The following is a 23,301-nucleotide window of genomic DNA, read 5'->3' as shown; positions in this document are numbered from 1 at the left end:
ACGACAAGCACGCCGAAATCGCTAGTTGTCGCCGGCGGCGACCAGCGAGCGCAACGTGACGTCGGGGTTCTCCCGCGCCACGTTCTCCAGCCGCCACTTGGTGGAGAACACCGCGAGCAGCACGCCATCGCTGCGGGTGAGCACCTCCACCGAGGCCAGCCTCTGCAGCACCTCGGCGCCGTCGGCGTCGCAGATCCGAGCGACGGTGTAGGGCAACGATTCCAAGGTGATCGCGGCGCCGAACTCGCTGGCCATCCGATGGCTGGCCACCTCGAACTGCATAGGGCCGACCGCGGCCAGTACCGGCGCCTGCTCACCGCGCCGATCGGAGCGCAGCACCTGCACCACACCCTCCTGGTCCAGCTGCTCGATGCCCTTGCGGAACTGCTTGTGCTTACTCGGATCCTTGCCGCGCGCGACCGCGAAGTACTCGGGGGAGAAGCTGGGAATCGGCGGATACACCACGGGCACTTCGGAATACAGCGTGTCCCCGGGACGCAGTGCCTGTGCGTTCGCCAAACCGATGACATCGCCGGGCCACGCGGTGTCCAACGTGGACCGCTGCTGACCGAACACCGTCTGCGCGTACTTGGTGACGAACGGTTTGCCCGTCGCCGCATGGGTCAGCACGTCACCGCGCTCGAAGGTGCCCGAACACACACGCGCATAGGCGATTCGGTCCCGGTGCGCCGAATCCATACCGGCCTGCACCTTGAACACGAATGCGCTGAACGGTGCCGTCGCCTCCCGCCGGTGGCCCTCGGCGTCGAGTGCCCCCGAGGGCGGCGGGGCGAGCTCGGCCAACACGTCCAGCAGCTGGTTCACCCCGAAGTTGAGGGCCGCCGAGGTGAACAGCACCGGGCTCGACGTGCAGTTCCGGAACGTCTCGGGATCGAAATCCGCGTCGTCGGCGCTGAGCAGCTCCGACTCCTCGACCGCGGTGTCCCAGTCCACGCCCGCGGCGTCGTGGGCTCGGTCCGGGTCGATGTGCTCCTCGGGCGCCGCGGTGGCGCCGCCGGCGGTGCGGGTGAACCGGATGTAGTTACCGGTGCGCCGATCCAGCACGCCCTTGAAATCGCCGGCGATGCCGACCGGCCACGTCAGCGGTGTCGGCTTGAGCCCGATGCGCGTCTGGATCTCGTCGATCAGCTCGAGCGCATACCGGCCGGGGCGGTCCCACTTGTTGATCACCGTGATGATCGGGATGCGGCGATGGCGGCACACCTGGAACAGCTTGAGCGTCTGCGGTTCCAGGCCCTTGGCCGCGTCGATGAGCATGACCGCCGAATCGACGGCGGTCAGCACGCGGTAGGTGTCCTCGGAGAAATCGGCGTGACCCGGGGTGTCGAGCAGGTTGATCACACAGGTCGAGCCGGTCTTGGTGACGTACGGGAACTGCAGCGCCGTCGACGTGATCGAGATGCCGCGCGCCTTCTCCATCTCCATCCAGTCCGACACGGTGGAACGGCGCCCGGCCTTGCCGTGGATGGCGCCGGCCTCGGTGATGGCTTTGGCGTGCAGCACCAGAGCCTCCGTCAGCGTGGACTTGCCGGCGTCGGGGTGACTGATGACGGCGAAGGTCCGTCGGCGCTGCGCTTCGGCCGACAACTGGTCGGGCCGAGACCCGGCGGTGGAAGTCGTCATGATGACCTCGATGGTATTGCCGCCGGCGGCGAAACGAAGAATCGCTGGTCGAGGCTAGGCGGCAGCGTCGAGTGCCTGCTTGGTCTCGTCGTCGAGCTCGATGTCGGCGACGGCCGTGTTCTCCTCCAGGTGCGCCACCGAGGACGTGCCGGGGATCAGCAGCACGTTGGGCGCCACGGTCAGCGTCCACGCCAGCGCGATCTGCGCCGGCGTACGGCCCAGCTTCTCGGCCTCGGCCCGCACCGCGGGATGACCCAGGACAGGGTTGTCGGCCGCGAACGCCGAACCCAGCGGGAAGAACGGCACGAACGAGATGCCGTGCTCGGCGCACAGCTGAAGGACCGACTGCGACCTCCGGTCGACCAGGTTGTAGGCGTTCTGCACCGTGACGATCTCGGTCTTGTCCAACGCGATGCGCAGGTGGTCTTCCGACGCGCTGCTCAACCCGATGCCCTCGATCAACCCCTCGTCGCGCGCGGCGATCATCGCGTCGAGCTGGCGGGGGAACAGGTCGGTGTCGACGGGCCCGACGCTGTTGGGATCACCCGAGTGGATGCGCAGGTTGACCGCGGCGATGCGGTCGGCGCCCAGGGTCTCGAGGTTCTGTTCGATGTCGGCGCGCAACTCGTCGGGCTGCTGGGCGGGATTCCAGTTGCCGGCCTCGTCGCGGCGGGCTCCGACCTTGCTGACCAGGGCCAGGTTCTCGGGATAGGGGTGCAGGGCTTCGCGGATCAGCTCGTTGGCCACGTTCGGTCCGTAGAACTGGGCGGTGTCGATGTGGTTGATGCCCAGCTCGAGTGCCCTTGTCAAAACTGCGATGGCCTGGTCGTGGTCGCGGGGCGGACCCATCACGCCCGGACCGGGCAGCTGCATGGCGCCGAATCCGACACGGCCGACGACGTGGTTCCCGAGGCTGAAGGTCTCCATGGTGTCTACATACACCAAACCGGCGCGGTTTCATCCCCCATGAGCAGATCCGACACCGACGGTGGAATCCGTCCTCTGCGATCAAGGCGCACTCGGGCTGCGATTGTCACGATCAGCGCAGCCCCACGACACGAGGAGACACCGTGACGACCGTCAGCCAATCACCGACCGCCGCGAACGCGGCCAGCGCTCGTGCCGTCGAGGCCTACGTGTTCGGCTATCCGCTGGTGACCATGGAGTACACCCGGCGAGTTCTCACCAACGCCGCCACCCCCGCGGGAACCGCCGCGCCGATGGGTCAGTTCGTGCGGATGAGGCAGTACCCGAACGCGCAGTTCCGGGCCGTCACGGCGCCCAACGCCGACACCCTCTACACGACCGCATGGTTCGACGTCGACGAAGAACCCTGGGTGATCAGCGTGCCCGACATGGGCGACCGCTACTTCCTGCTGCCGATGCTCGACGGCTGGACCAACGTCTTCGCATCCCCGGGTTCGCGCACGACCGGCGGTGCAGCGCAGACCTTCGCGATCACCGGCCCCCGCTGGCGGGGCACCCTGCCGCCCGGCGTCGTCGAGTACGCGTCTCCGACCGCGCTGGTCTGGCTGCTGGGCCGCATCTACTGCAGCGGCACCGCGCAGGACTACGAGGCGGTGCACGGGTTGCAGGACCAGATAACCGCGGTGCCGCTGTCGAGCTTCGGCACGCCCTACACCCCCACGCCGGGCGCCGTGGACCCGACGGTGGACATGACGACCGCGGTGCGGGAGCAGGTCAACGGTCTTTCCGGAGAGTCCTACTTCACGGTGCTGGCCGACCTCCTGAGGACCAATCCGCCGGTGGCCGCCGACGCGCCGCTGATCGACACGCTGGCGGCGCTGGGAATCGTGGCGGGACAATCCCTCGACGTCGACTCGCTCGACCCGCAGGTTCGCGAGGCCATTGCCGCAGCGCCCGGACCCGCCCAGCGCATGATCATGTCCGGAGCCGATGACGCCGTCGCGGCGGGGACCCTCGCATACGCCAACGGCTGGCAGTATTCGACCCATCTCGGTGAGTACGGCACCGACTACCAGTTTCGGGCATACGTGACCGCGATCGGGTTGGGAGCGAACCTGTCCGCCGACGCCGTCTATCCAAAGTCCGAGGGCCCGGCGCCGGGCGAGAAGTACCGCGGTACGTCGGCCCACGTGCTGCACTTCGAGGACGGAGAGTTGCCCCCGGTGAGGGGATTCTGGTCGCTGACCATGTACGACTCCGACTACTTCTTCGTCGACAACCCGTTGAACAGGTACACGCTGAGCCAGCGAGACGATCTTCAGTACAACCCCGACGGCTCGGTCGACCTGTACATCCAGGCCGACGATCCCGGTACGGACAAGCACGCCAACTGGTTGCCGGCACCGCGAGGCGAGTTCGTCCTGATGTTGCGGCTCTATTGGCCGACGGAGACGCCACCGTCGATAGTGGGCGGCAGCTGGGTCCCGCCGCAGGTCAGTGCGGGCTGATCACTCTGCAGCGCAACGCAATCGGGTGCGATAGGCGCTCGGCGTGCTGCCGAACCAGCGCTGGCACGCACGGGTGAGTACCGCCGGCTCGGCGAATCCGAGTTGGCGTGACAGCTGCACCAGGCTCACGTCGGTGTCTCGCAGGATTCGGATCGCGATGTCGCGCCGGACACCGTCGATCACGGCGGAGAACGAGGTGCCCTCCGCGGCCAGCCGGCGTTGCAGAGATTTGGGATGGAGGCCGAATTGCTTGGCTACGGTCTCGACGGTCACGGTGCCGCCCGGGAGCAGCGGACCCGTCAGCCGCGCCACGGACTGCGCGGCGGACGAGCCGCAGGAGTCGATCACGCCGACCAATGCGTCGATCGCGGCCTGATGACTGTCGGATTCCTCCGCCAGCGGACGAGTCAGATCGAGCGCGTTCAGCGTGAATCCGTTGACGGTGTGGTTGAAGTGGACCGAAGCGCCGAAATACCTGGTGTAGTCCGATTGGGCCGAGAGCGGTGCGTGGGCCAGATGTACAGACAGCGGCGCATAGTCGGCGCCGAGGAACAGGCGCAGCAGGCGCAGCATGATTCCCAGGGACAGCTCGGCGGTCTGATGGTGGCGGACCGGCGGATCCAGGCCCAACCGCCACTGCCAGAACACGACGTCCTCGCGCGGTCCATCATCCCCGAGGTGCACGGCGATCGCGGGACTGTAAGCGCCCATGAAGTTCTCGAGGATCCCTAGCGCCTCGCCGACGGTCTGCGCTGTCCGGGCCGCCACGCCGAGCGGGCCGATTACTTCGATGCCCTGGCGCAAGGCGAGCCGGCGCCCGAAGTCCGGTGTCCGGGTCAGCGCGGCCGTCCGCTCGGCGGCGTGGATCGCATGGCGCAACGGCACGAAAACATCCGTGCGGCCGCAGTCCTCGACCCGCAGACCCAGCGGCGTCAGGACAGCCTCGGCGTCCCCGCCGAGCTCGGCCGTCAGCTCGGCGAAACCGTGCATCGCCGTGGCGGCGATCAGCTCCATGCCCACAGGATCGGGAGAGGGGGGCGACGTGGTCAAGTCCACGCCGCCCCCCTGTTCGATGTTCAGTCCTCGCTGAGGATCTGATAGATCTCCCGTCGCGCGGTGTTGACGATCTCGACGATGCGCTGCTGCTGCTCACTGGTGGCGGCGTGCGCAGACTGCGCGACCGCTCCCATCAGCTGGCCGACGGCGGTGCGCAGGCCCATCGCCGTCGGGTCGGCGCCCGAGGTGATCTCGTCCCACGGCGGGGTCTCGATCTTCTCCGCGGCGGCGCGACCATCGTCGGTCAGCTCGAAAAGCTTCTTGCTGCCTTCGCTTTCGGTCGCCACCAGCAGACCTTCGTCGACGAGCAACTGCAGAGTGGGATACACCGAACCGGGGCTCGGCTTCCACAGCTGCTGGCTGCGCGCGTCGATCTCCTGGATCATCTCGTAGCCGTGCATCGGCCGCTCTGCGAGCAGCGCGAGGATGGCTGCGCGCACATCGCCGCGCCGGCCGCGACCGCCGCCGCGCCGGCCGCCGCCGCGTCCGCCCGCACCGAATCCGAAGGGCCCGGGTCCAGGTCCGAATCCGAAGCCAGGTCCGAACCCGGGGCCGCCGGGTCCACCCGGCGCGAAGGGGCCGAAACCGGCCTGCCCGCGGTGCTCGCGCACGTGATCCCTGAATTCGCGACGAGCCTGCCTGCGGTGTTCATGCAGCGCGCGCCGGTCCTGCGGGCCGAACCCGAAACCGAAGCCGCGCTCTGGAGGGGTGAATGGGGTGTTCATGTGGTGTGTCCTTACGTCATGGGGAGCGCCAGTCTGCGCTCCGATGCATTGACGATATATCGAGAACTATCGAGATGCAACGTCCAATTTTCTCCTGAGGTGTCAGGCTGGGGTGATGACCGACACCGACATCGATGGCCAGGCGGCCCCCGTCGACACGTTCCGCACCGGCAACTACGCGCCCGTGCCCGACGAGCTCACTGCCTTCGACCTGCCCGTCGAGGGTGCGATCCCCGCCGACCTGTCGGGCTGGTACCTGCGCAACGGACCCAACCCCCGCGCCGACGGCGGACACTGGTTCACCGGGGACGGCATGGTGCACGGCGTGCGCATCGAAGGCGGCCGGGCGGCGTGGTACCGCAACCGGTGGGTGCGCACCGACAGCTTCGACGAACCGTTCGGTGTCTACAACCCCGACGGCACGCGCAACCTGCGCTCCAGCGTCGCGAACACCCACATCGTCAACCACGCCGGCAAGACCCTGGCGCTCGTGGAATCCTCACTGCCGTACGAGATCACCAATGATTTGGATACCATCGGGGCCTACGACTTCGGCGGCAAGCTCGTCGACGCGATGACCGCGCACCCCAAGATCTGCCCGACGACAGGCGAGCTGCACTTCTTCGGCTACGGAAACCTACTCGGCCCCAACGTCACCTATCACCGCGCGGACGCCTCCGGTGACCTGGTGATCAACCGACCCGTCGACGTACCCGCGATGACGATGATGCACGACTTCGCGCTGACCGCCGATCATGTTGTCTTCATGGATCTTCCGGTGGTGTTCAACCTCGAGGCCGCGATGCGCGGCACCATGCCGTTCCGCTGGGAGGACGACTACGGAGCGCGGCTGGGCGTGCTGCGCCGCGCGGATCCGTTCGGTGAGGTGCGCTGGTTCGACATCGACCCCTGCTACGTGTTCCACGTCGTCAACGCCCACGACACCGACGATGGATTGATCCTACAGGCGGTGCGGTATCCCGAATTATGGCGAGACAGCAGCGATTTCGGACCCAAAGCCGTCATGTGGACGTGGACGATCGACCTGCGCCGCGGCACCGTCACCGAAGCGCAGCTCGACGACCGGGCGGTGGAGTTCCCGCGGATCGACGACCGGTTGGTGACCCTTCCGGCACGCTTCTCGGTGTCCGTCGCCGGTGCCGGCCTGATCCGTCACGACCTCGTCTCCGGCGCCGCCCAGGAGCACCGCTTCGGCACCGAGGCCGCCCCGGGAGGGCCGGGAGAGGCCGTGTTCGTACCCGCCGACGGCCCAGCCGACGAGAGCAGCGGCTGGTATCTGGCCTACGTCTACGACGCCGCGCGGGACGGCAGCGATCTCGTGATCATCGACGCCGCTGACTTCACCGGCCCGCCCGTCGCCAGAATCACTCTCCCGCAACGTGTTCCGTACGGATTTCACGGCAACTGGATCTCCGACTGAGTCAACGAGCCGCCGTGCGATGCTGCTGCGGGCTCACACCGTACACCCGCTTGAACGCGGTGCTGAGCGCGAACGGGCTGCCGTAGCCCACCTGGCGGGCCACCGCGGCAACCGTGGCGCCCGAGTGGAGCAGATCAGCTGCAAGTGCGAGCCGCCAGCCCGTCAGAAAAGCGATCGGCGGCTCGCCGACCAGATCGGTGAAGCGGCGGGCGAACGCCGCCCGGGAGCATCCGACCGTAGCCGCCAGCCGCTGCACCGTCCACGGATGAGAAGGATTGCGGTACATCAACTTCAGGGCAGGACCGATCAGCGCGTCGTGCTCGGCCCGCCACCAGGTCGGGGCCGCCTCATCGCGGTCGAACCACGCGCGGACCGCGGTGATCAGCAACAGATCCAGCAGCCGGTCCAGGTACGTCTCCTGTCCCGGACCGTCACGGCCGGCCTCGTGCGACAGCAACGTGACCAGCGCCGGATCGGCAGGCATCACGGCCACCGGAGGCAGCGCGTCGAGGAGGCGGGCACCCACGATGCTGTGCCCCTCGTAGGCGCCGATCACCGACCGGCACGCGCCGGTGCTGCTGTTGCCCCAGGTGCGCACCCCCAAGGACATCTCGAAACGCAGATCGTCCCCCGACACCGTCGTGCAGCGCTGACCGGGATGGATGACGATCATCGGTCGTGTGCCGGCATCGTCGGCGAACACGTAGGGCTCGGTGCCGCGCGTCAGCGCCAGCTGGCCCGCCGTCAGCTCGACCGGCTGCCCGTCGGCGGGGACGATGACCGCGCGGCCGTGGGTCTGACAGATGACCGTCAGCGGCGCCTCGTCGCACACCCGCATCGACCACGGCGGGTCCAGCCGCATCCGCAGGATGAAGGCACCCCGGGCGCGGATGCCGTCCAGCAATCCGGCGAGTGCATCCATGCCGGCAGCGTAGACGCTCGATGATGCGTATGCGGTTTTCACCTATGGATAGTCTTCGGTGAGACGTGTGGACTGTGCTGATGACCAGCACCCTGACTGTCGTCTCGTCCGCTTCCGCGCTGGCCAGCGCGGCGGCGGGCGGCATGATGTTCGTGTTCTCGACGTTCGTGATGGGCGGGCTGGACCGCGCCGGCCCGCAGGACGCCATCGCGGCGATGCGGGGGATCAACGCCGCGGCGCAGACCAGCGCGACGTTCCTCCTCGCGTACTTCGGGGCCGCGCTGCTGGCCATCGCGATGGGGGTGATGGCAGCGGTGGTCTCGTCGCCGGGTCGAGGGTGGCTTCTGGCCGGCGCGGTCCTCGGGGTGGCGGGGGCGGTCGTCACCGTGGCGGCGAACGTGCCTCTGAATGACGGGCTCGACGCAGCCGTCGCCACACCTGAGGTGTGGCAGGCCTACCTGGCGAATTGGACCTCGTGGAACCACGTGCGGACGGTCACGAGCCTGGTCGCCGCGGCGCTGACGATGATCGGCGTGGTGCGTCAGTAGGGATTCGGGGCCGGTGGCCGCAGCCGCGACAGGGCCCGGCGGTGCCGCTCGGCGAGCACCGCCGCGAGTACCTGACCGGCCGGCGTGCCCGGCGGGGGCGGCGGGGAGATCTGCGCGACCACCTCCCCGGTGATGCGGCCGGCCATCTCGTCACGCACGCGCGGGTCGAGCTGATGCGCCCGGCTCAGGAATTGCCGCGCCATTTCGGCACTTTCGGGCCGCAGCGCCGACAGTTCGAGAGTCGAGGCCCACGGGGCGAGTTGCGGCGGCATCATCGGCGGCGGCGCCATCCGCGGGCCCCGTTCGGTGATCACGACCGTGCCCGCGAAGATGTCGCCGATCCGTTTGCCCTGCGGGGACACCAGACTGCAGATCACGGCCGGGCCGCCCATCAGCAGCCAGATCTCCAGATAGCCGGCCAGCGCACGAAAAAGGGCCTGGCGGAACCGTTCTGGGCTGCCGTCGTCGGAGACCACGCGCAGCCCCATCGCCATCTTGCCCAGCGACCGGCCCCGGGTGGCCGTCTCGAACGCCACCGGATAGCCGACCAGGCCCAGCACGATGAACACGATCAGCACCGCATCGGAGAGTGCCGAATCCCACTGCGAGAGCGTCAGCGCCCACAGCACCACGCCCAGCACGTAGACGATCACGATGACGACGACGTCGATCACCGTCGCCACGACGCGGACCGGCAACTGGGCGATCTGGATGTCGAGAACGACCGCGTCACCGGTCACCACCGGTTGCTGCGGACTGACCATGACGCCACGCTACTAAAGTCGACCGCGTGGATGTCGACGCGTTCGTGCTGGCGCACCGGCCGGCCTGGGACCGTCTCGACCATCTGGTGAAACGGCGCCGGCGGCTCACCGGCGCCGAAGCCGACGAACTGGTGGACCTCTACCAGCGGGTGTCGACGCACCTGTCGATGGCGCGGTCGTCGTCGGCGGACGCGGTGCTCATCGGAAAGCTCTCCAGCCTGGTGGCGCGGGCCCGCTCCGTCGTCACGTCCGCGCACGCCCCGCTGTGGCGGGAGTTCGTGCGGTTCTGGACGGTGTCGTTCCCCGTCGTCGCGTACCGCTCCTGGCGGTGGTGGGCGGGCACTGCGGTCGCGTTCTTCGTCGTGTCGGTGGCGTTGGCGGTGTGGGTCGCCGGCACGCCCGAGGTGCAGGCGACCATCGGCACACCGAGCGAGGTCCAGCAGCTGGTCAACTCGGAGTTCGCCGACTACTACAGCGAGCATCCCGCCGCGTCGTTCGCGTTCAGCGTGTGGACGAACAACGCGTGGATCGCCGCGCAGTGCGTGGTGGCCGCGATCCTGCTCGGAATCCCGATCCCGTACATCCTGTTCCAGAACGCGCTGAACTTCGGAGTCCTCGCGGGCGTGATGTTCAGTGCGGGCCGCGGCGACGTGTTCCTCGGGCTGATCACACCGCACGGCCTCATCGAGTTGACGGCGGTGTTCCTCGCCGCGGCGGCGGGCATGCGGCTCGGCTGGTCGGTGGTCTCGCCGGGGGATCGGCCGCGTGCGCAGGTGCTCGCCGAGCAGGGCCGGGCGATGATCTCGGTGGCAGTGGGGCTGGTCGCGGTGCTGGCGGTCGCGGGGCTGATCGAGGCCTTCGTCACGCCGTCGCCGCTGCCCACGTTCGTGCGGATCGCGATCGGTGTGGCCGCGGAAGCCTGCTTCATCGGCTACGTGGTGTATTTCGGCCGGCGGGCGATGCGCCGCGGCGAGACCGGGGACATCGACGACGCCCCCGACTACGTGCCGACGGGCTGACCCCCTACAGGCGGCCGGTGGCTTTCAGCGCCAGGTAGTGATCGGCGAGGGCCGGCGCCAGCTCCTCCGGCGGGGCGTCGACGACATCCACACCGCGGCCGCGCAGCCGCGACGCCACGTCCCGCCGATCGCCCCGGGCCCGCTCGGCGGCCGCGGCGTCATACACCTCGACCGCATCGGCGCGGCCCGCCGCGAGCGCGTCGACCCGCGGATCGGACACCGCGGCCAGCAGCACCTGATGCTTGGCCGTCAACTGCCCGAGCACACCCATGAGCCCCTCGTCGATCGCGGTGGCGTTCAGGTCTGTCAGCAGCACCACCAGCGCTCGGCGCCGCACCCGCCGCAGCACCGCCGCCACCATCGCGCGTGCGTCGGACTCCACCAGCGCAGGCTCCAGCGGCGCCATCGCCTCCACCAGCTGGGCCAGCAGATCGTTGCGCGACGCGTTGAACACACCGGCCCGGGTCACCCGATCGTGGGCGAGGAAGTCGACGTGATCGCCGGCCCGCGCCGCCAGCGCCGCCAGCAGCAGCGCCGCATCCATCGACCAGTCCAGCCGCGGCCAGCCCGCCGGCTCTGCCGCCGTGGGATCGACACCGATGCGGCCCGCCGACGTCCGCCCGGTGTCCAGCACGATCACCACTCGACGGTCCCGCTCCGGCCGCCACGTCCGCACCACCACATCGGCGCGCCGGGCGGTGGCCCGCCAGTCGATCGAGCGGATGTCGTCACCGACCACGTATTCGCGCAGCGAGTCGAATTCACTACCCTGGCCGCGGATCATCGCCGGTGTCGCACCGTCAAGTTCACGAAGTCTGGCAAGCCGCGACGGCAGGTGCTTGCGCGAGAGGAACGGCGGCAGGATGCGGACCCCGCCCTCGACCCGATGCGAACTCTGCCGGCCCGCCAACCCCAGAGGACCCAGCGACCGGGCGGTCACCGGCCCGGGCACCTGGTCGCCGCGCCGCACCGGATTCAGCTGCGTGATGATCGAAACCTGTTGTCCAGCAGCGAGATCGACAGGATGGGTGCGCGGTGTCGCGGCCGCGCTGGGCGCCCATGCGTCCCGCACCACGCCGCGGAAGCGCGAGCGCCCGCGATTGACGATGCGCAGACTGGTCTCGACCGGCTGCCCCAACCGGGCCGATCGCGTGCCGCTGCGGGCGAACTCGAGTGAGCGCGGACTACCTGCCAGCACGACGTCGACGAGCACGGCGACAGCGAGCAGCGCCAGCAGGACAACGAAAGTGGTTGCCGGATAGGGTGACAACCCGACCGGCACTGCGCACGCCGCGGCGATCAGCCCCGTGCGCCCGGTCAGGATCACCAGCGGGGCACCGGCACCGCAGAGAGGATGCCGTCCAGCACGCCGTCGGCGCTCGCGCCTTCCAGCTCGGCTTCCGGGCGCAGCGCCACCCGATGCCGCAACGTCGGCCGGGCCATCGCCTTCACGTCGTCGGGGGTGACGTAGTTGCGCCCCGAGAGCCACGCCCAGGACCGTGCCGTGGCCATCAGCGCCGTCGCGCCACGCGGCGACACCCCCAGCTTGAGTGACGGGGAATGCCTTGTGGCGCCGACGATGTCGACGATGTAGCCGAGCACCTCGTCGGCGACCAGCACCCGCCGCACCGCCTCCCGGCCCGCGGCCAACTCCGCCGGTCCCGCGACGGGCCGCACGGCGGACAGATCCCGCGGGTCGAACCCGCGCGCATGCCGGTCGAGGATCGCGATCTCCTGATCACGCGGGGGCAGCGGGATGTCGAGCTTGAGCAGGAACCGATCCAGCTGGGCCTCGGGCAGTTGGTAGGTGCCCTCGTACTCGATCGGGTTCTGCGTGGCGGCCACGATGAACGGGTCGGGCAGCGCCCGTGGATCGCCGTCGACGCTGACCTGGCGCTCCTCCATCGCCTCCAGCAGGGCGGCCTGCGTCTTGGGCGGCGTGCGGTTGATCTCGTCGGCCAGAAGCAGATTGGTGAACACCGGCCCGGCACGGAAGGTGAATTCCGCGGTACGGGCGTCGTAGACCAGCGAACCCGTGACGTCACCGGGCATCAGGTCCGGGGTGAACTGCACCCGCTTGAACTCCAGCTGCAACGCCGCCGCCAGCGTGCGCACCAACAGCGTCTTCGCGACGCCGGGAACCCCTTCGAGCAAGACGTGGCCGCGGCACAGCAGCGCGACGACCAGGCCGCTCACCACCGCGTCCTGACCGACCACGACCTTGCCGATCTCGGCGCGCAGAGCCATCAGCGCGGTGCGGGCCCCCTGCTCGGAGTGGTCTGCTGTGCTGGGCTGTGTCACGACTGCGCGACCTGCCTTTCGATGTCGTCGAGTGCGCCGGCCAGGGCCACCAGCTCAGGGTCGGTCTCCGGCGGCCGCCCGTACAGGATATGGGCGACCCACTGGGGGTCCTGCCCGCTGCGCTGCGCCGCGGCGGCGGCGACGACGGCCCCTGCGACGGCGTCGGGTCGCAGGCCCAGCCGCGGCAGCAGACGTTGCCGGGCCGCGGCGCGCAGCGCGTCGGCGGCGCGATCACGTGCCCGTCGTGACCGGTACAACCGGCCGCGGCCCTCCACGGTCTCCGAGGCACGCACCACCACCGGCAGCGGTTCGGCGACCAGCGGCCCCACCCGGCGGCTCCGCCACAGCGCGAGCAGTGCGACGGCCACCACGAGCTGGAGCACCACCCAGGTGACCTGGTCGGGGATCAGGTCCATGATGTCGGCGTCGCCCGCCGACCCGGCGCCTTCTCCGTGCTGGGGTGCGTACCAGATCACGGTGGTGCGCGTGCCCGCGAGGTTCATCGCCAGCGCGGCGTTGCCCTCGTCGAGCAGACCGCCGTTGGTCAGGAAGCTGGAATCGCCCACCACGGTGACGGTCCGGCCGTCGTCGTCGTACCGGGCCAGCACCCCGCCGTAGCAGCGGGTCACGGCCGTGGAGCCCGCCGCGGTGAACGTGTCTGCCGCGCCGAACTGCACCGGCCCCGCGCGCTGTGCTTCGCGCAGATCGCAGTCCGGTGCCAGGCCGCCGAATTCGGTGGCGTCGCCGCTGCGCACCGCCGGTGCCAGCGCCTCGCGCGTCTTGCCGATCGGGGCGAGGAGAAGCCGGTCACCGGGCAGAGCCGCCAGGCGGCGCAGCTGATCGTCGTCGTAGAGCCAGAACGTCTGCCCGGCCACCAGCAGGGTGTCCGGACGGGCGGCGCGCTCGACATCGGCCAGGGTTTCGGCGACGACGACGTCGATTTCGTTGTCGCGCAACAGGGTGACGAGTGCGCGCGCGCCGTCGGGAGACGTCGATGCGGCCTCCAGTGGACCGCCGGGGCGCGGCGCGGTGAGCCAGGTGCTCAGCGTCGCGACCGCGACGATGGCGGCCACCGCGAGCAGGACCCACCGCCAGGTCTTCCATCGCTGCCCGAGCGTCGGACCGATCGCGGTCGTCATCGCACCGGAGCCCAGGGTGGCTGCGCCGACGATCCCTGCGACGCGGCACCCGTCGACGGCCGTCGACCCAGGGCGTCGTCGAGAGCCGCCACCGTCCGATACCGGTCTTCGGTACCGGGTACCTTGCCGTAGCTGACGTCGTTGAAGACCCCAGCGGCAGAGACGAATTCGGATGCCATGTCGGGCAGCGCGCGGCCGGCGTCCTGGGCCAGTTCGGTCGCCGTGCGACCCGCGGCCGCGCTGAGGACCCCGTCTTCCTCCAGTTGGCGGGCCACCGCGCGCAGCCGGTGGCCGATCGCGGGGGTCCATTCGGCCTGCGCGGCATGACGCTGCGCGGTGGCTCGGTGTTCAGCCGCGGTGAGCACGTGACCGGCGAACAACTCGTCGTCGGCAGTTCCGCTGCTGCGCATGGCTCGTCGCGCGATGCGGATGACCACCAGGACGGCGATGACGGCCAACAGCAGAAGGACCGTCACGGTCACCCAGCCGCCCGGTAGCGATGCTGCCTCGGAAGTGATGCGGTAGAGCAGGCGATCGAGCCATTCGAGGAGTTGATCGGTCAGCGACGGCCGTGGATAGATGGCTTTGGACAGCTCGTTCTGCGCCGCGTCCCGGGCTGCGTCCCGGTCGATGTCGATCGGTGCCACGTCACCGCCGGCCGGTCAGCCACAGATCGTCGGTGGAGTGCGCTGCCGTCGGCGTCTGCACCGCGCCGGTCTGCAGCACGAGGTCGAACGCCTCGGAGCGGATCCGTCGGTCGGTGTACTGCAACACCACGATTCCCGCGCTGAACGGACCGGTGATGATCTGGCCGATCGCCCCCCCGACCGCGATGATGACCAGCGCGACCATGGCAGCCGACACGCTGCTCCCGGTGGTCAGCAGCACCTGGCCGCCGAAACTGAACGGGATCGCGACGGCCCCGGCGACCAGCTGGGCGACCAGCATCGCGAGCAGGCGGATGCCCAGGACCCGCCAAAAGTCGCCGCGGATCAGCGCGAACGAGCGGCGGACCGCCGAGACGATGTCGAGACGCTCCAACACGATCGCGGCGGGGGTGAACGCGAGCATGGTCCCGACGTAGACCAGAACCGCCAGAGCCCCCACGCCGAGCGGGATGGCGACCGCCACGGCCGCCCACCCGTTGACGAAGACCCCGACCGCGGCGACGATCGCCACCCCGATGCCGATCAGCACGAGCGCGCCGACCGCCTCGAGCACGGTGAATCCGAGCAGCGCCCACAGGCGCGGCTTCAACCGCTGCCACGCCTCGCCGATCGTGATGCCGGAACCGAAGATCGCGCGCCCGATGACCACGGTCAGAAGGCCGCTCAACAGGATCGTCGACAGCGCGGTGGCCAGGCCCGCGGTGAGGCTCGACAGCATCGACGCGATGCCCGCGCCCGTCTCGAACATGGTCGCGCCGGTCGCGGCACTGTCGATCGCCTGCTCGACATCACCGCTCAAGGCCAGGGGCCACAGCGACAGGATGAGCGCCAACACCTGCGCGGCGACCACGACGATCGCGGTCAGGCCCAGCGTGGCTTTCGGATTGGCCCGCATGTAGGCGAACGCGCCGTTGAACATGTCCGACAAGGTCAGCGGCCGCAGCGGCACGATGCCGGGGCGCAGAACCGGGGGAGGGCCCCACCCCGGTGCCGGCCCGAAGCCCGGCGGCGGAAACCACCCGGGCGGAGGCCCGTAACCCGGTGGCGGTCCGTAGCCGGGCGGTGGCCCGTAACCGGGCGGTGGCCCGTAGCCGGGAGGGGGTCCGTAACCGGGCGGTGGCCCGTAGCCGGCGGGAGGGCCAGGGGGCGGGCCGTATCCACCGGCGTCATGGGTCATGATCACCATCTTGTCGACCGCGCCGAATCTTGACAACGCGGCCCCCGGGAGGGCGGGTCGTTTCGGCACGGGCGTGCCGGGTACTCCCGCCGCATGACCCGATTCGGCTACACCCTGATGACCGAGCAGAGTGGCCCCAAAGATCTTGTCCGATACGCTGTTTCGGCAGAACAAGCCGGTTTCGACTTCGAAGTCTCCAGCGATCACTACTTCCCGTGGCTGGCCTCGCAGGGGCACGCCCCCTATGCGTGGACAGTGCTGGGCGCGGTGGCGCACGCGACCGAACGTGTCGAGTTGATGACGTATGTGACGTGCCCGACGATGCGCTACCACCCCGCCGTCGTCGCGCAGAAGGCGGCGACGCTGCAGATCCTCGCCGACGGCCGGTTCACCCTCGGGGTCGGCACGGGGGAGAACCTCAACGAGCACGTCGTGGGGCAGCGCTGGCCGACCGTCGCACGCCGCCAGGAGATGCTGCGCGAGGCCATCCAGATCATCCGCGAACTGCACACCGGCGAGCTCGTGGACTGGAAAGGCGAACATTTCGAGGTCGATTCGGCCCGCATCTGGGATGTGCCGGAGGTGCCGGTGCCGATCGCGGCGGCCGTCTCCGGGGACCGGTCGGTGGAGGCGTTCGCCCCGTTGGCCGACCATCTGATCGCCGTGGAGCCGAACAAGGATCTTGTCGACGCCTGGCACGAGGCCCGCCGCGCGACCGGGCTGCCCGGGGATGTCCGGGTGATCGGTCAGATCCCGATCAGCTGGGACCCCGACCGCGACGCCGCGGTCGAGCGCGCCCACGACCAGTTCCGGTGGTTCGCCGGCGGGTGGGCGGTCAACGCCGACCTGCCGACGACGATGGGCTTCGACGGAGCCACCCAGTTCGTGCGACCGGAGGACACCGCGGACTCGATCCCGTGCGGGCCCGACCTCGACGCGATCGTCGACGCCGTCTCGGAGTACTGGAAGGCCGGGTTCACCGACATCGCGCTGGTCCAGGTCGGCGGCGACACGCAGGACGCGTTCCTGAGCGAGGCCGCGGGACCGCTGCTCGAGAAGCTGCGCGACGCCGCGTCGTGAAACGAGCGTCGTGAAACGAGCGTCGTGAAAGATCGAAGCGTGAGGAGGCCCCTGTGACGCGAGGTAGCGGAATCTACGACGACGAGAGCGGCTCCACGGCTGACAAGACCGGGGACATAGAGAAGGATCCCGACCGCGACACCCCGGACGTGGACAAAGAGAGCGGCGAACCGACGGCCTAACGCGTTGCGACCGGGTCGTGGCGGCGCTTGGTCTCCAGCCGGTACCACGTCCACCAGAACAGCAGCGCTGACGCGATCGACCCCGCCGCAGCCAGCCACTGCGAACTGAGGAACAGCCGCCACGCCGTCGGCTCGTCCTCCACGTGAGCCGCGATCGCATGCAGCATCTGCACGGCACCGAGGGCGAGGCAGGCCGCACCGATGAGACTCGCGGCGACGACGAACACCGTGCGCAGCACGTAGCGCTGCGGACTCGGAGACACCACGGCGCGGATTCGTCCGGTGCGCGACAGCAGCAGAGCCGCCAGGCACGCCACGGCCAACGCGACCGCGTCGGCGGCCAGCGTGTCCGACAGCCGGTGCGCCTGGATGATCACCGTGTACGCGCCCATGCCGACCGCCCACGTCAACGTCAGGAACATCGCGATGCCGCGAAACCGGTACGGCATCACGATCATCGTCGCGAACAACAGACACATGGCCGCCGTCGTGTGTCCGCTGGGCAGCGTGTTCTCCGCGAACTGCCCGTCCACCTCGGTCAGGTCGGGCCGCGTGAGCACGTGGAACTTGAGGATCTGCGTCACCGCCTGGCCGCCCAGGATGACGCCCACCCCGGCGACGGCCAACCACACCTGACGACGCAGCAGGCCGATCGCCGCCACCAACACCGTGGCGGCGATCTGCGAGCTCACCGAGATGGTGTGGAACGCGCGCAGGGCAACCCTGTGCAGATCGGGATCCACCTGGTCGGCGCCGCGCAGCGCGGTGTCCTCGACACGCTGGCCGAGGGTGGTCTGCACGGCCAGGAGATACACCGCGACGAACACGAGCACCGCCACGATCAGCACGGCCGTCCACTGGCGGCGTGCGCGTCGGAGCCGGTCGTCGCCGACGTCGGCGATCCGCCGCCGTGCCCTCGTCACCGGGTGAGTGGGTGTCATGGTGATCCCCGAGAGTAGTCAGCCGCCGGTCCACCCGCCCGGTTCCGCGTTAGCCGAGATCGGGGCTTGTTGGGGGCCGAGTCACACCCCCCGTTCGCGCCGACGTGGGGCCGACACTGGCTGCATGACCAGAGTTCTCGACGTCGACGTCCGCCACGGTCGGGCTTGGGTCGGCCCCGATCAGACGGTCCGCATCGGCTACACCGTGGCGATACCGGCGATACCGGCGGAACCCACGAGGACCGTCGTGCTGCTCCACGGCGCCCCCCAGACCCGATACGAGTGGCGCAAGGTCATGATGCCGCTCGCTGCCGCCGGCTACCGGGTGATCATGCCCGACTATCGCGGCGCCGGCGCATCCGACAAACCCCGCGACGGATACGACACGTGGACCATGGCCGGCGACATCTTCAATCTGGTGCGCGAGACGCTGGGTGTGGCGGAACCCATCTCGCTCGTCGGCCACGATCTCGGATCGATGCTGGCCCTGAGTTTCGCGCTGCGCTACCGCGATGACGTCGTGAGCGTCACCTTCATGGAGGCTCCGCTGCCGGGCACCGCGTACTACGACTGGCGAGTCGTCCAGAAGTCGGCGTGGCAGTTCGCCTTTCACGCCAACACCGACATCGCGGTGTACCTGACGCACGGACGTGAACGGTGGTACATCAACCGGTTCTTCGACGACTTGAGCTACCAACCGGACGCGATCTCCAACGACGACCTCGACGTGTACGCCCGCGCTTTCGAAGCGCCCGGAGCCATGCGGGCGATGTGTGAGGTGTACCGGGAACTCGACCGCGACGCCGACGACAACCGGGCCGCGCTGGCCGAACACGGCAAGCTCACCATCCCGGTGCTGGCCTCCGGCGGTGCTTCGAATCCTCTGGCCCGCAATTTCCGGGCGATGTGCGAAGAGGTCGCCCATTCGGTGACCGAGCAGCTCGTCCCGGACTGCGGCCACTGGGTGGCCGAGGAACAGCCGGAGTACTTCACCCAGATGTTCTGCGACTTCGACGCGTCCGCCCGGGGCGCGCACATCACGAAGAAAGGGCAGTGAAATGGAGGGATCGACCATGGGTGACGTCACCCCGAAGACGATCGACATTGCTGGAAAGACAGTGTCACGCTTGGGTTTCGGATCGATGAGATTCACGGGCCGCGGAATCTGGGGTGAGCCGCAGGACCGAGACGAATGCATCGCCGTGGCCAGGCGGGCAGTCGAGTGCGGCGTGCAGTTCATCGACACCGCCGACTCCTACGGCCCGCACGTCGCCGAGCAGATCCTGTACGAGGCACTGCATCCGTACCCCGAAGACGTCATCATCGCGACGAAGGCGGGCTTGACCCGCAACGGGCCCGATGTCATCGACACCCCGTCCGGCCCGAAGCGCCTCGGCCCTGCGGCATGGCCGCCGGTCGGGCGGCCCGAGTATCTGCGGCAGCAGGTGCTGATGAGCATGCGCCGCCTGGGGGTCGACCAGATCGATCTGCTGCAGCTGCACCGGGTCGACCCGAAAGTGCCGTTGGCAGATCAGATCGGTGAGCTCAAGGCGCTGCAGGACGAGGGCAAGATCCGACACATCGGAATGTCGCAGTGCACCATCGAGCAGCTCGACGAGGCGCGCCAGATCGCCGAGATCGTCAGCGTGCAAAGCCGATTCAACGTCATGGACCGCAGCGCGGGCGACATGCTCGAAGTATGCGAACGCGACGGGCTCGCCTTCATACCGTGGGCGCCGGTGGCCCAAGGCGGGCTCGATGCCGCGCACCGTGCGCTCGCCGATGTGGCCCGCGCACACGGCGCCACGGTGGGTCAGGTGGCCGTCGCCTGGCTGTTGCATCTCTCCCCGGCGATGCTCCCGATCCCCGGCACCTCGCGCCGCGCGCATCTGGAGGAGAACCTGGCCGCCGCCGAGGTGCCCTTGACCCCGGAAGAGATCGACCAACTGAGCGCGGCTACGTAGCGGCGGCCACCGTCATGAGCGGTTCCAGCTGATCGACGGCGTCGGGATGCGACCCGCTCTCGACGGGGCAGTAGATGAACAGCCGCTGGTCGGGCGCATCTGCCACCTCGAGCGCCTCGAAGTGCAGGTGCAACTCGCCGGCCTGCGGATGGCGGAACACTTTGTCCTCGCTGGTGCGCGGACGCACGTGATGGGTCGCCCAGAGATCGGCGAACACAGCACTGTGTGCGGAGATCTCCTCGACCACCTCGGCGACGCGGTCGTCAGTCGGGAAACGGGTCAGACCGGACCGGAGATTGCCGACGACCTGTGCGGCCACCTGGTGCCAATGAGTGTAGAAGTCATGTGCGGCAGGATCACAGAACACCATCCGGGCGACATTGTCCGTGTCACCGAAGGCGCTGTACATCGCACGAGCGGGCGCGTTGATCGCCAGGATGTTCATGCCGATGTCGACGACGTATGCCGGCACCCGCATGCCGTCGTCGAGAAGGGTCTGGACCCCTCGGGAGACTGTGGACACCGTCGTCGCGTGAGCCGGTGTGGTGAGCGGGACGGGATGGACGAGGGAGACGAGGTAGGCGGTCGCGTGCGCGTCGAGCCGCAGCGCACGCGCGAGCGCGCGGAGTACTTGCAGTGACGGTCGCTGCTCCCGTCCCTGTTCGAGCCGCCGGTAGTAATCGGTGCTCAACCCGGCGAGGAGAGCCAGCTCTTCGCGACGAAGGCCACGAACCCGTCGACCGTCGCCGGGCACCAGGCCGACGTCGCGCGGCGTCACCGCTTCCCGCCTCGCGCGTAGGAACGACGACAGCTCCGCGGATGGATACGCCATAGCCCTGAAAGCGAGACGGCCCCGACCGGTATTCCCGGTCGGGGCCTCTCACCTGTCCACACGAGTCGGGGTGGCGGGATTCGAACCCACGACCTCTTCGTCCCGAACGAAGCACGCTACCAAGCTGCGCCACACCCCGTGTGAAGCCACGACAGCGTATCGCACGGGGTGCAGAAGAAGCCAAACGCATGACACGCCGCGGGATGGAATGGGTATGTCAGTGGTGTTGTGCACACTGACGAACAGCAACGACCGAAACGAGGCGGGTCATGACCGGACTAGGTGCATCGCTCTACCTGGGCTTCTTCGCGCTGGCAGCGCTCTGGCTGTTCCTCACCTCGGACGGGCCGCTGACCCCGCTGTCGCGGAGGTCACACGATCAGGGCCAGGAGCCGGACCGTTCGAACTCGGCGAGGACCTCGGCCGGTTCCGACGGATCGAGTCCGTGGCTGGTGAGCCACTCCTCGCGAAAGTAGGTGTCGGCGTAGCGTTCCCCGCCGTCGCACAGAAGCGTCACAATGGAGCCGGACCGGCCGGCCTCTGCCATCTCACACAGCAGCTGGAACGCACCCCACACGTTCGTCCCGGTCGACGGACCCACCCGTCGGCCCAGTACCCGGCTCACGTGGTGGGCCGCCGCCACCGAGGCGGCGTCGGGCACCACCATCATCCGATCGACCACACCCGGCAGGAACGACGGCTCCACCCGCGGCCGCCCGATGCCTTCGATGCGTGAGGACATCCCGGTGACCACGTGTGGGTCGTCGTGCACATACGACGGGTAGAACGCCGAATTCTCCGGATCGACCACGCACAGGCGGGTCGGGTGCCTGCGATACCGCAGGTAGCGGCCGATCGTCGCGCTGGTGCCGCCGGTGCCCGCCCCGACGACGATCCACTCCGGAATCGGATGGGTCTCGCGCACCATCTGGTCGAAGATCGACTCGGCGATGTTGTTGTTGCCGCGCCAGTCGGTGGCACGCTCGGCGTTGGTGAATTGGTCGAGGTAATGCCCGCCCGTCTCCTCGGCCAGCCGCTGCGCCTCGGCATACACCTGCGCCGACTCGGTGACGAAATGGCAACGCCCGCCCTGGGATTCGATCAACGCCACCTTGGTCGCACTGGTCGACGCGGGCATCACCGCGATGAACGGTAACCCGATCATCGATGCGAAGTACGCCTCCGACACCGCCGTCGAACCCGACGAGGCCTCGATCACCGTCGTCCCCTCGCAGATCCACCCGTTGCACAGCGCGTAGAGGAACAGCGACCGCGCGAGCCGGTGCTTGAGGCTGCCCGTGATGTGGGTGCTCTCGTCCTTCAGATACAGCGCCAGATCGCAGTCGCGGCCCCACCGCGACGGCAGCGGATAGCGCAGCAGATGAGTGTCAGCGCTGCGCCGCGCGTCGGCCTCGATGAGCCGAACGGCGTTGTCGACCCAGGAACGGGACCGGTCCTGCGCGGCGGAGGCGGCCGGATGGCTCACCGCGCCGATACGGTCGGATGTGACTGTCCGGCAACGCTTCCCGCATCGGAGCCACCCGTCGGTGTCGCGACCAGCGTCAACAACGTGGCCTCCGGGCGGCAGCAGAACCGCAGCGGCGCGAACGGCGACGTGCCGATCCCCGCCGACACGTGCAGCTGGGTGCGTGCACCCCACCGGGACGGGCCCTTGACCCGCGACCGGTCCAGCTCGCAGTTGGTGACGATCGCGCCGTAGAACGGCAGGCACAGCTGCCCACCGTGAGTGTGCCCCGCCATCACGAGCTGATAGCCGTCGGCGGCGAAACGATCGAGCACCCGCGGCTCGGGGGAGTGCGTCAACCCCAACGTCAGGTTCGCCGTCGGATCGGCCGCCCCTTCGATGGTCGCGTAGCGGTCCCGCGACAGGTGCGGATCGTCGACGCCCGCCGCAGCGATCCGCAGACCCGCGACGTCGAGATCGCGGCGGGTGTGTGTCATGTCCAGCCAGCCGCGCTCGGTGAACGCCGCACGCAGATCCTGCCAGGGCAGCGGTTCACCGTGAATGCGGTGCGTGGGCTTGGTCAGATAGTTCGCCGGGTTCTTCAGCCGTGGCGCGAAGTAGTCGTTGCTGCCGAAGACGAACACCCCGGGCACCGACAGCAGGTCGCCGAGGGCCTGAACCACAGCCGGCACGGCCTTCGGATGCGCCAGGTTGTCCCCGGTGTTGACCACCAGATCGGGCGCCAGGCCCGCGAGGTCACGGAGCCAGGCCTGCTTGCGGCGCTGCCCCGGACGCATGTGGATGTCACTGATGTGCAACACCTTCAGCGGTGACGAACCCGGCGACAGGACCGGCATGGTCGCCTCTCGAACCACGAACGCGTTGCGTTCGATCACCGAGGCGTAGGCGATGCCGGCCACAAGCGTGCCGGCCGACACGAGGGTGGTGTTCTTTGCGGCGCTTTTCACCTTCGAACCAGCAGAACCAGGCATCGTTCA

General features: G+C 69.0%; 23 protein-coding genes and 1 tRNA gene. 8 read left to right on the top strand and 16 right to left on the bottom strand.

The features are described 5' to 3' along the window. Positions 1-21: 21 nt before the first annotated feature. Positions 22-1,644 carry a peptide chain release factor 3 gene (locus ACZ50N_RS24305; protein WP_464473983.1) on the bottom strand — a complete coding sequence of 541 codons (1,623 nt, stop codon included), beginning with the start codon at positions 1,642-1,644 and terminating at the stop codon, positions 22-24. Between the two features lie 54 nt (positions 1,645-1,698). Continuing rightward, on the bottom strand, positions 1,699-2,571 hold the full coding sequence (locus ACZ50N_RS24300) for an oxidoreductase (protein ID WP_464473982.1): 873 nt from the start codon (positions 2,569-2,571) through the stop codon (positions 1,699-1,701). 143 nt (positions 2,572-2,714) lie between these two features. On the opposite strand from ACZ50N_RS24300, the gene ACZ50N_RS24295 reads away from it, so the two are divergent. Then, positions 2,715-4,079: a DUF1254 domain-containing protein gene (locus ACZ50N_RS24295; protein ID WP_046365869.1), complete on the top strand. Its 1,365-nt coding sequence runs from the start codon at positions 2,715-2,717 to the stop codon at positions 4,077-4,079. Here the strand turns inward: ACZ50N_RS24295 and ACZ50N_RS24290 are convergent, their stop codons facing one another. Together ACZ50N_RS24290 and ACZ50N_RS24285 are read right to left on the bottom strand one after the other, a co-directional pair. After that, positions 4,080-5,093 carry an AraC family transcriptional regulator gene (locus ACZ50N_RS24290; protein ID WP_464473981.1) on the bottom strand — a complete coding sequence of 338 codons (1,014 nt, stop codon included), beginning with the start codon at positions 5,091-5,093 and terminating at the stop codon, positions 4,080-4,082. It abuts the gene before it with no gap. Between the two features lie 62 nt (positions 5,094-5,155). Then, on the bottom strand, positions 5,156-5,860 hold the full coding sequence (locus ACZ50N_RS24285) for a PadR family transcriptional regulator (RefSeq protein WP_048422584.1): 705 nt from the start codon (positions 5,858-5,860) through the stop codon (positions 5,156-5,158). Between the two features lie 115 nt (positions 5,861-5,975). Here ACZ50N_RS24285 and ACZ50N_RS24280 point away from each other — a divergent pair, with 115 nt between their 5' ends. Continuing rightward, positions 5,976-7,301, top strand: coding sequence for a carotenoid oxygenase family protein (locus tag ACZ50N_RS24280; RefSeq protein WP_464473980.1), 1,326 nt, complete (start codon positions 5,976-5,978; stop codon positions 7,299-7,301). 1 nt (position 7,302) lies between these two features. Here ACZ50N_RS24280 and ACZ50N_RS24275 read toward each other — a convergent pair whose 3' ends face one another. Beyond that, positions 7,303-8,223 carry an AraC family transcriptional regulator gene (locus ACZ50N_RS24275; RefSeq protein ID WP_464473979.1) on the bottom strand — a complete coding sequence of 307 codons (921 nt, stop codon included), beginning with the start codon at positions 8,221-8,223 and terminating at the stop codon, positions 7,303-7,305. A gap of 80 nt (positions 8,224-8,303) precedes the next feature. On the opposite strand from ACZ50N_RS24275, the gene ACZ50N_RS24270 reads away from it, so the two are divergent. Continuing rightward, positions 8,304-8,771: an anthrone oxygenase family protein gene (locus ACZ50N_RS24270; RefSeq protein WP_048422620.1), complete on the top strand. Its 468-nt coding sequence runs from the start codon at positions 8,304-8,306 to the stop codon at positions 8,769-8,771. On the opposite strand, the gene ACZ50N_RS24265 is transcribed toward ACZ50N_RS24270, so the two are convergent. Beyond that, positions 8,765-9,535 (bottom strand): RDD family protein, encoded by a 771-nt coding sequence (locus ACZ50N_RS24265; RefSeq protein ID WP_048422587.1) that lies wholly within the window; start codon positions 9,533-9,535, stop codon positions 8,765-8,767. The genes ACZ50N_RS24270 and ACZ50N_RS24265 overlap by 7 nt on opposite strands. Before the next feature lie 26 nt (positions 9,536-9,561). On the opposite strand from ACZ50N_RS24265, the gene ACZ50N_RS24260 reads away from it, so the two are divergent. Then, positions 9,562-10,554, top strand: coding sequence for a stage II sporulation protein M (locus ACZ50N_RS24260; protein ID WP_464473978.1), 993 nt, complete (start codon positions 9,562-9,564; stop codon positions 10,552-10,554). Between the two features lie 4 nt (positions 10,555-10,558). Here ACZ50N_RS24260 and ACZ50N_RS24255 read toward each other — a convergent pair whose 3' ends face one another. Genes ACZ50N_RS24255 through ACZ50N_RS24235 form a run of 5 tightly spaced genes read right to left on the bottom strand, consistent with a single transcriptional unit; the run spans position 10,559 to position 15,839 of the window. After that, positions 10,559-11,881, bottom strand: a complete 1,323-nt coding sequence (locus ACZ50N_RS24255) for a DUF58 domain-containing protein (RefSeq protein WP_464473977.1) — start codon at positions 11,879-11,881, stop codon at positions 10,559-10,561. Next, positions 11,878-12,801, bottom strand: coding sequence for an AAA family ATPase (locus tag ACZ50N_RS24250; protein ID WP_162938624.1), 924 nt, complete (start codon positions 12,799-12,801; stop codon positions 11,878-11,880). The genes ACZ50N_RS24255 and ACZ50N_RS24250 overlap by 4 nt, the downstream gene beginning before the upstream one ends. Before the next feature lie 50 nt (positions 12,802-12,851). Continuing rightward, the gene (locus ACZ50N_RS24245) at positions 12,852-13,994 is read right to left on the bottom strand and encodes a DUF4350 domain-containing protein (RefSeq protein ID WP_464473976.1); all 1,143 of its coding nucleotides are present in this window, start codon (positions 13,992-13,994) and stop codon (positions 12,852-12,854) included. Then, positions 13,991-14,641, bottom strand: a complete 651-nt coding sequence (locus ACZ50N_RS24240) for a DUF4129 domain-containing protein (protein ID WP_464473975.1) — start codon at positions 14,639-14,641, stop codon at positions 13,991-13,993. The genes ACZ50N_RS24245 and ACZ50N_RS24240 overlap by 4 nt, the downstream gene beginning before the upstream one ends. A gap of 1 nt (position 14,642) precedes the next feature. Then, positions 14,643-15,839, bottom strand: a complete 1,197-nt coding sequence (locus ACZ50N_RS24235) for a DUF7847 domain-containing protein (RefSeq protein ID WP_110814722.1) — start codon at positions 15,837-15,839, stop codon at positions 14,643-14,645. Between the two features lie 93 nt (positions 15,840-15,932). On the opposite strand from ACZ50N_RS24235, the gene ACZ50N_RS24230 reads away from it, so the two are divergent. Then, on the top strand, positions 15,933-16,919 hold the full coding sequence (locus ACZ50N_RS24230; protein WP_048422592.1) for an LLM class F420-dependent oxidoreductase: 987 nt from the start codon (positions 15,933-15,935) through the stop codon (positions 16,917-16,919). 53 nt (positions 16,920-16,972) lie between these two features. Next, a complete protein-coding gene (locus ACZ50N_RS24225) occupies positions 16,973-17,101 on the top strand; it encodes a hypothetical protein (protein WP_269083506.1) in 129 nt (42 codons plus the stop codon). Here ACZ50N_RS24225 and ACZ50N_RS24220 read toward each other — a convergent pair. Next, complete coding sequence (locus ACZ50N_RS24220) at positions 17,098-18,024, bottom strand: phosphatase PAP2 family protein (RefSeq protein WP_464473974.1); 927 nt, start codon at positions 18,022-18,024, stop codon at positions 17,098-17,100. The two genes, ACZ50N_RS24225 and ACZ50N_RS24220, sit on opposite strands and share 4 nt — an antisense overlap. Before the next feature lie 142 nt (positions 18,025-18,166). On the opposite strand from ACZ50N_RS24220, the gene ACZ50N_RS24215 reads away from it, so the two are divergent. Both ACZ50N_RS24215 and ACZ50N_RS24210 read left to right on the top strand, forming a co-directional pair. Continuing rightward, positions 18,167-19,099, top strand: a complete 933-nt coding sequence (locus ACZ50N_RS24215; RefSeq protein ID WP_464473973.1) for an alpha/beta hydrolase — start codon at positions 18,167-18,169, stop codon at positions 19,097-19,099. Between the two features lie 16 nt (positions 19,100-19,115). After that, positions 19,116-20,006, top strand: a complete 891-nt coding sequence (locus ACZ50N_RS24210; RefSeq protein WP_133414567.1) for an aldo/keto reductase — start codon at positions 19,116-19,118, stop codon at positions 20,004-20,006. On the opposite strand, the gene ACZ50N_RS24205 is transcribed toward ACZ50N_RS24210, so the two are convergent. The 4 genes from ACZ50N_RS24205 to ACZ50N_RS24190 all read right to left on the bottom strand — a co-directional run bounded on the left by ACZ50N_RS24205 (position 19,999) and on the right by ACZ50N_RS24190 (position 23,295). Beyond that, positions 19,999-20,838 carry a helix-turn-helix domain-containing protein gene (locus tag ACZ50N_RS24205; RefSeq protein ID WP_133414566.1) on the bottom strand — a complete coding sequence of 280 codons (840 nt, stop codon included), beginning with the start codon at positions 20,836-20,838 and terminating at the stop codon, positions 19,999-20,001. The genes ACZ50N_RS24210 and ACZ50N_RS24205 overlap by 8 nt on opposite strands. Before the next feature lie 65 nt (positions 20,839-20,903). Then, positions 20,904-20,977: transfer RNA gene (locus ACZ50N_RS24200), tRNA-Pro, on the bottom strand. Between the two features lie 240 nt (positions 20,978-21,217). Beyond that, positions 21,218-22,324: an L-cysteine desulfhydrase Cds1 gene (gene cds1 / locus ACZ50N_RS24195; protein ID WP_464473972.1), complete on the bottom strand. Its 1,107-nt coding sequence runs from the start codon at positions 22,322-22,324 to the stop codon at positions 21,218-21,220. Beyond that, a complete protein-coding gene (locus tag ACZ50N_RS24190) occupies positions 22,321-23,295 on the bottom strand; it encodes a metallophosphoesterase (RefSeq protein ID WP_046366276.1) in 975 nt (324 codons plus the stop codon). Before ACZ50N_RS24190 ends, cds1 begins: the two co-directional genes overlap by 4 nt. Positions 23,296-23,301: the final 6 nt, after the last annotated feature.

The sequence above is a fragment of the Mycolicibacterium obuense genome (assembly GCF_055397605.1).
The sequence above is the reverse complement of the archived record's forward strand: the minus strand, read 5'-3'. Positions and strand labels throughout refer to the sequence as shown.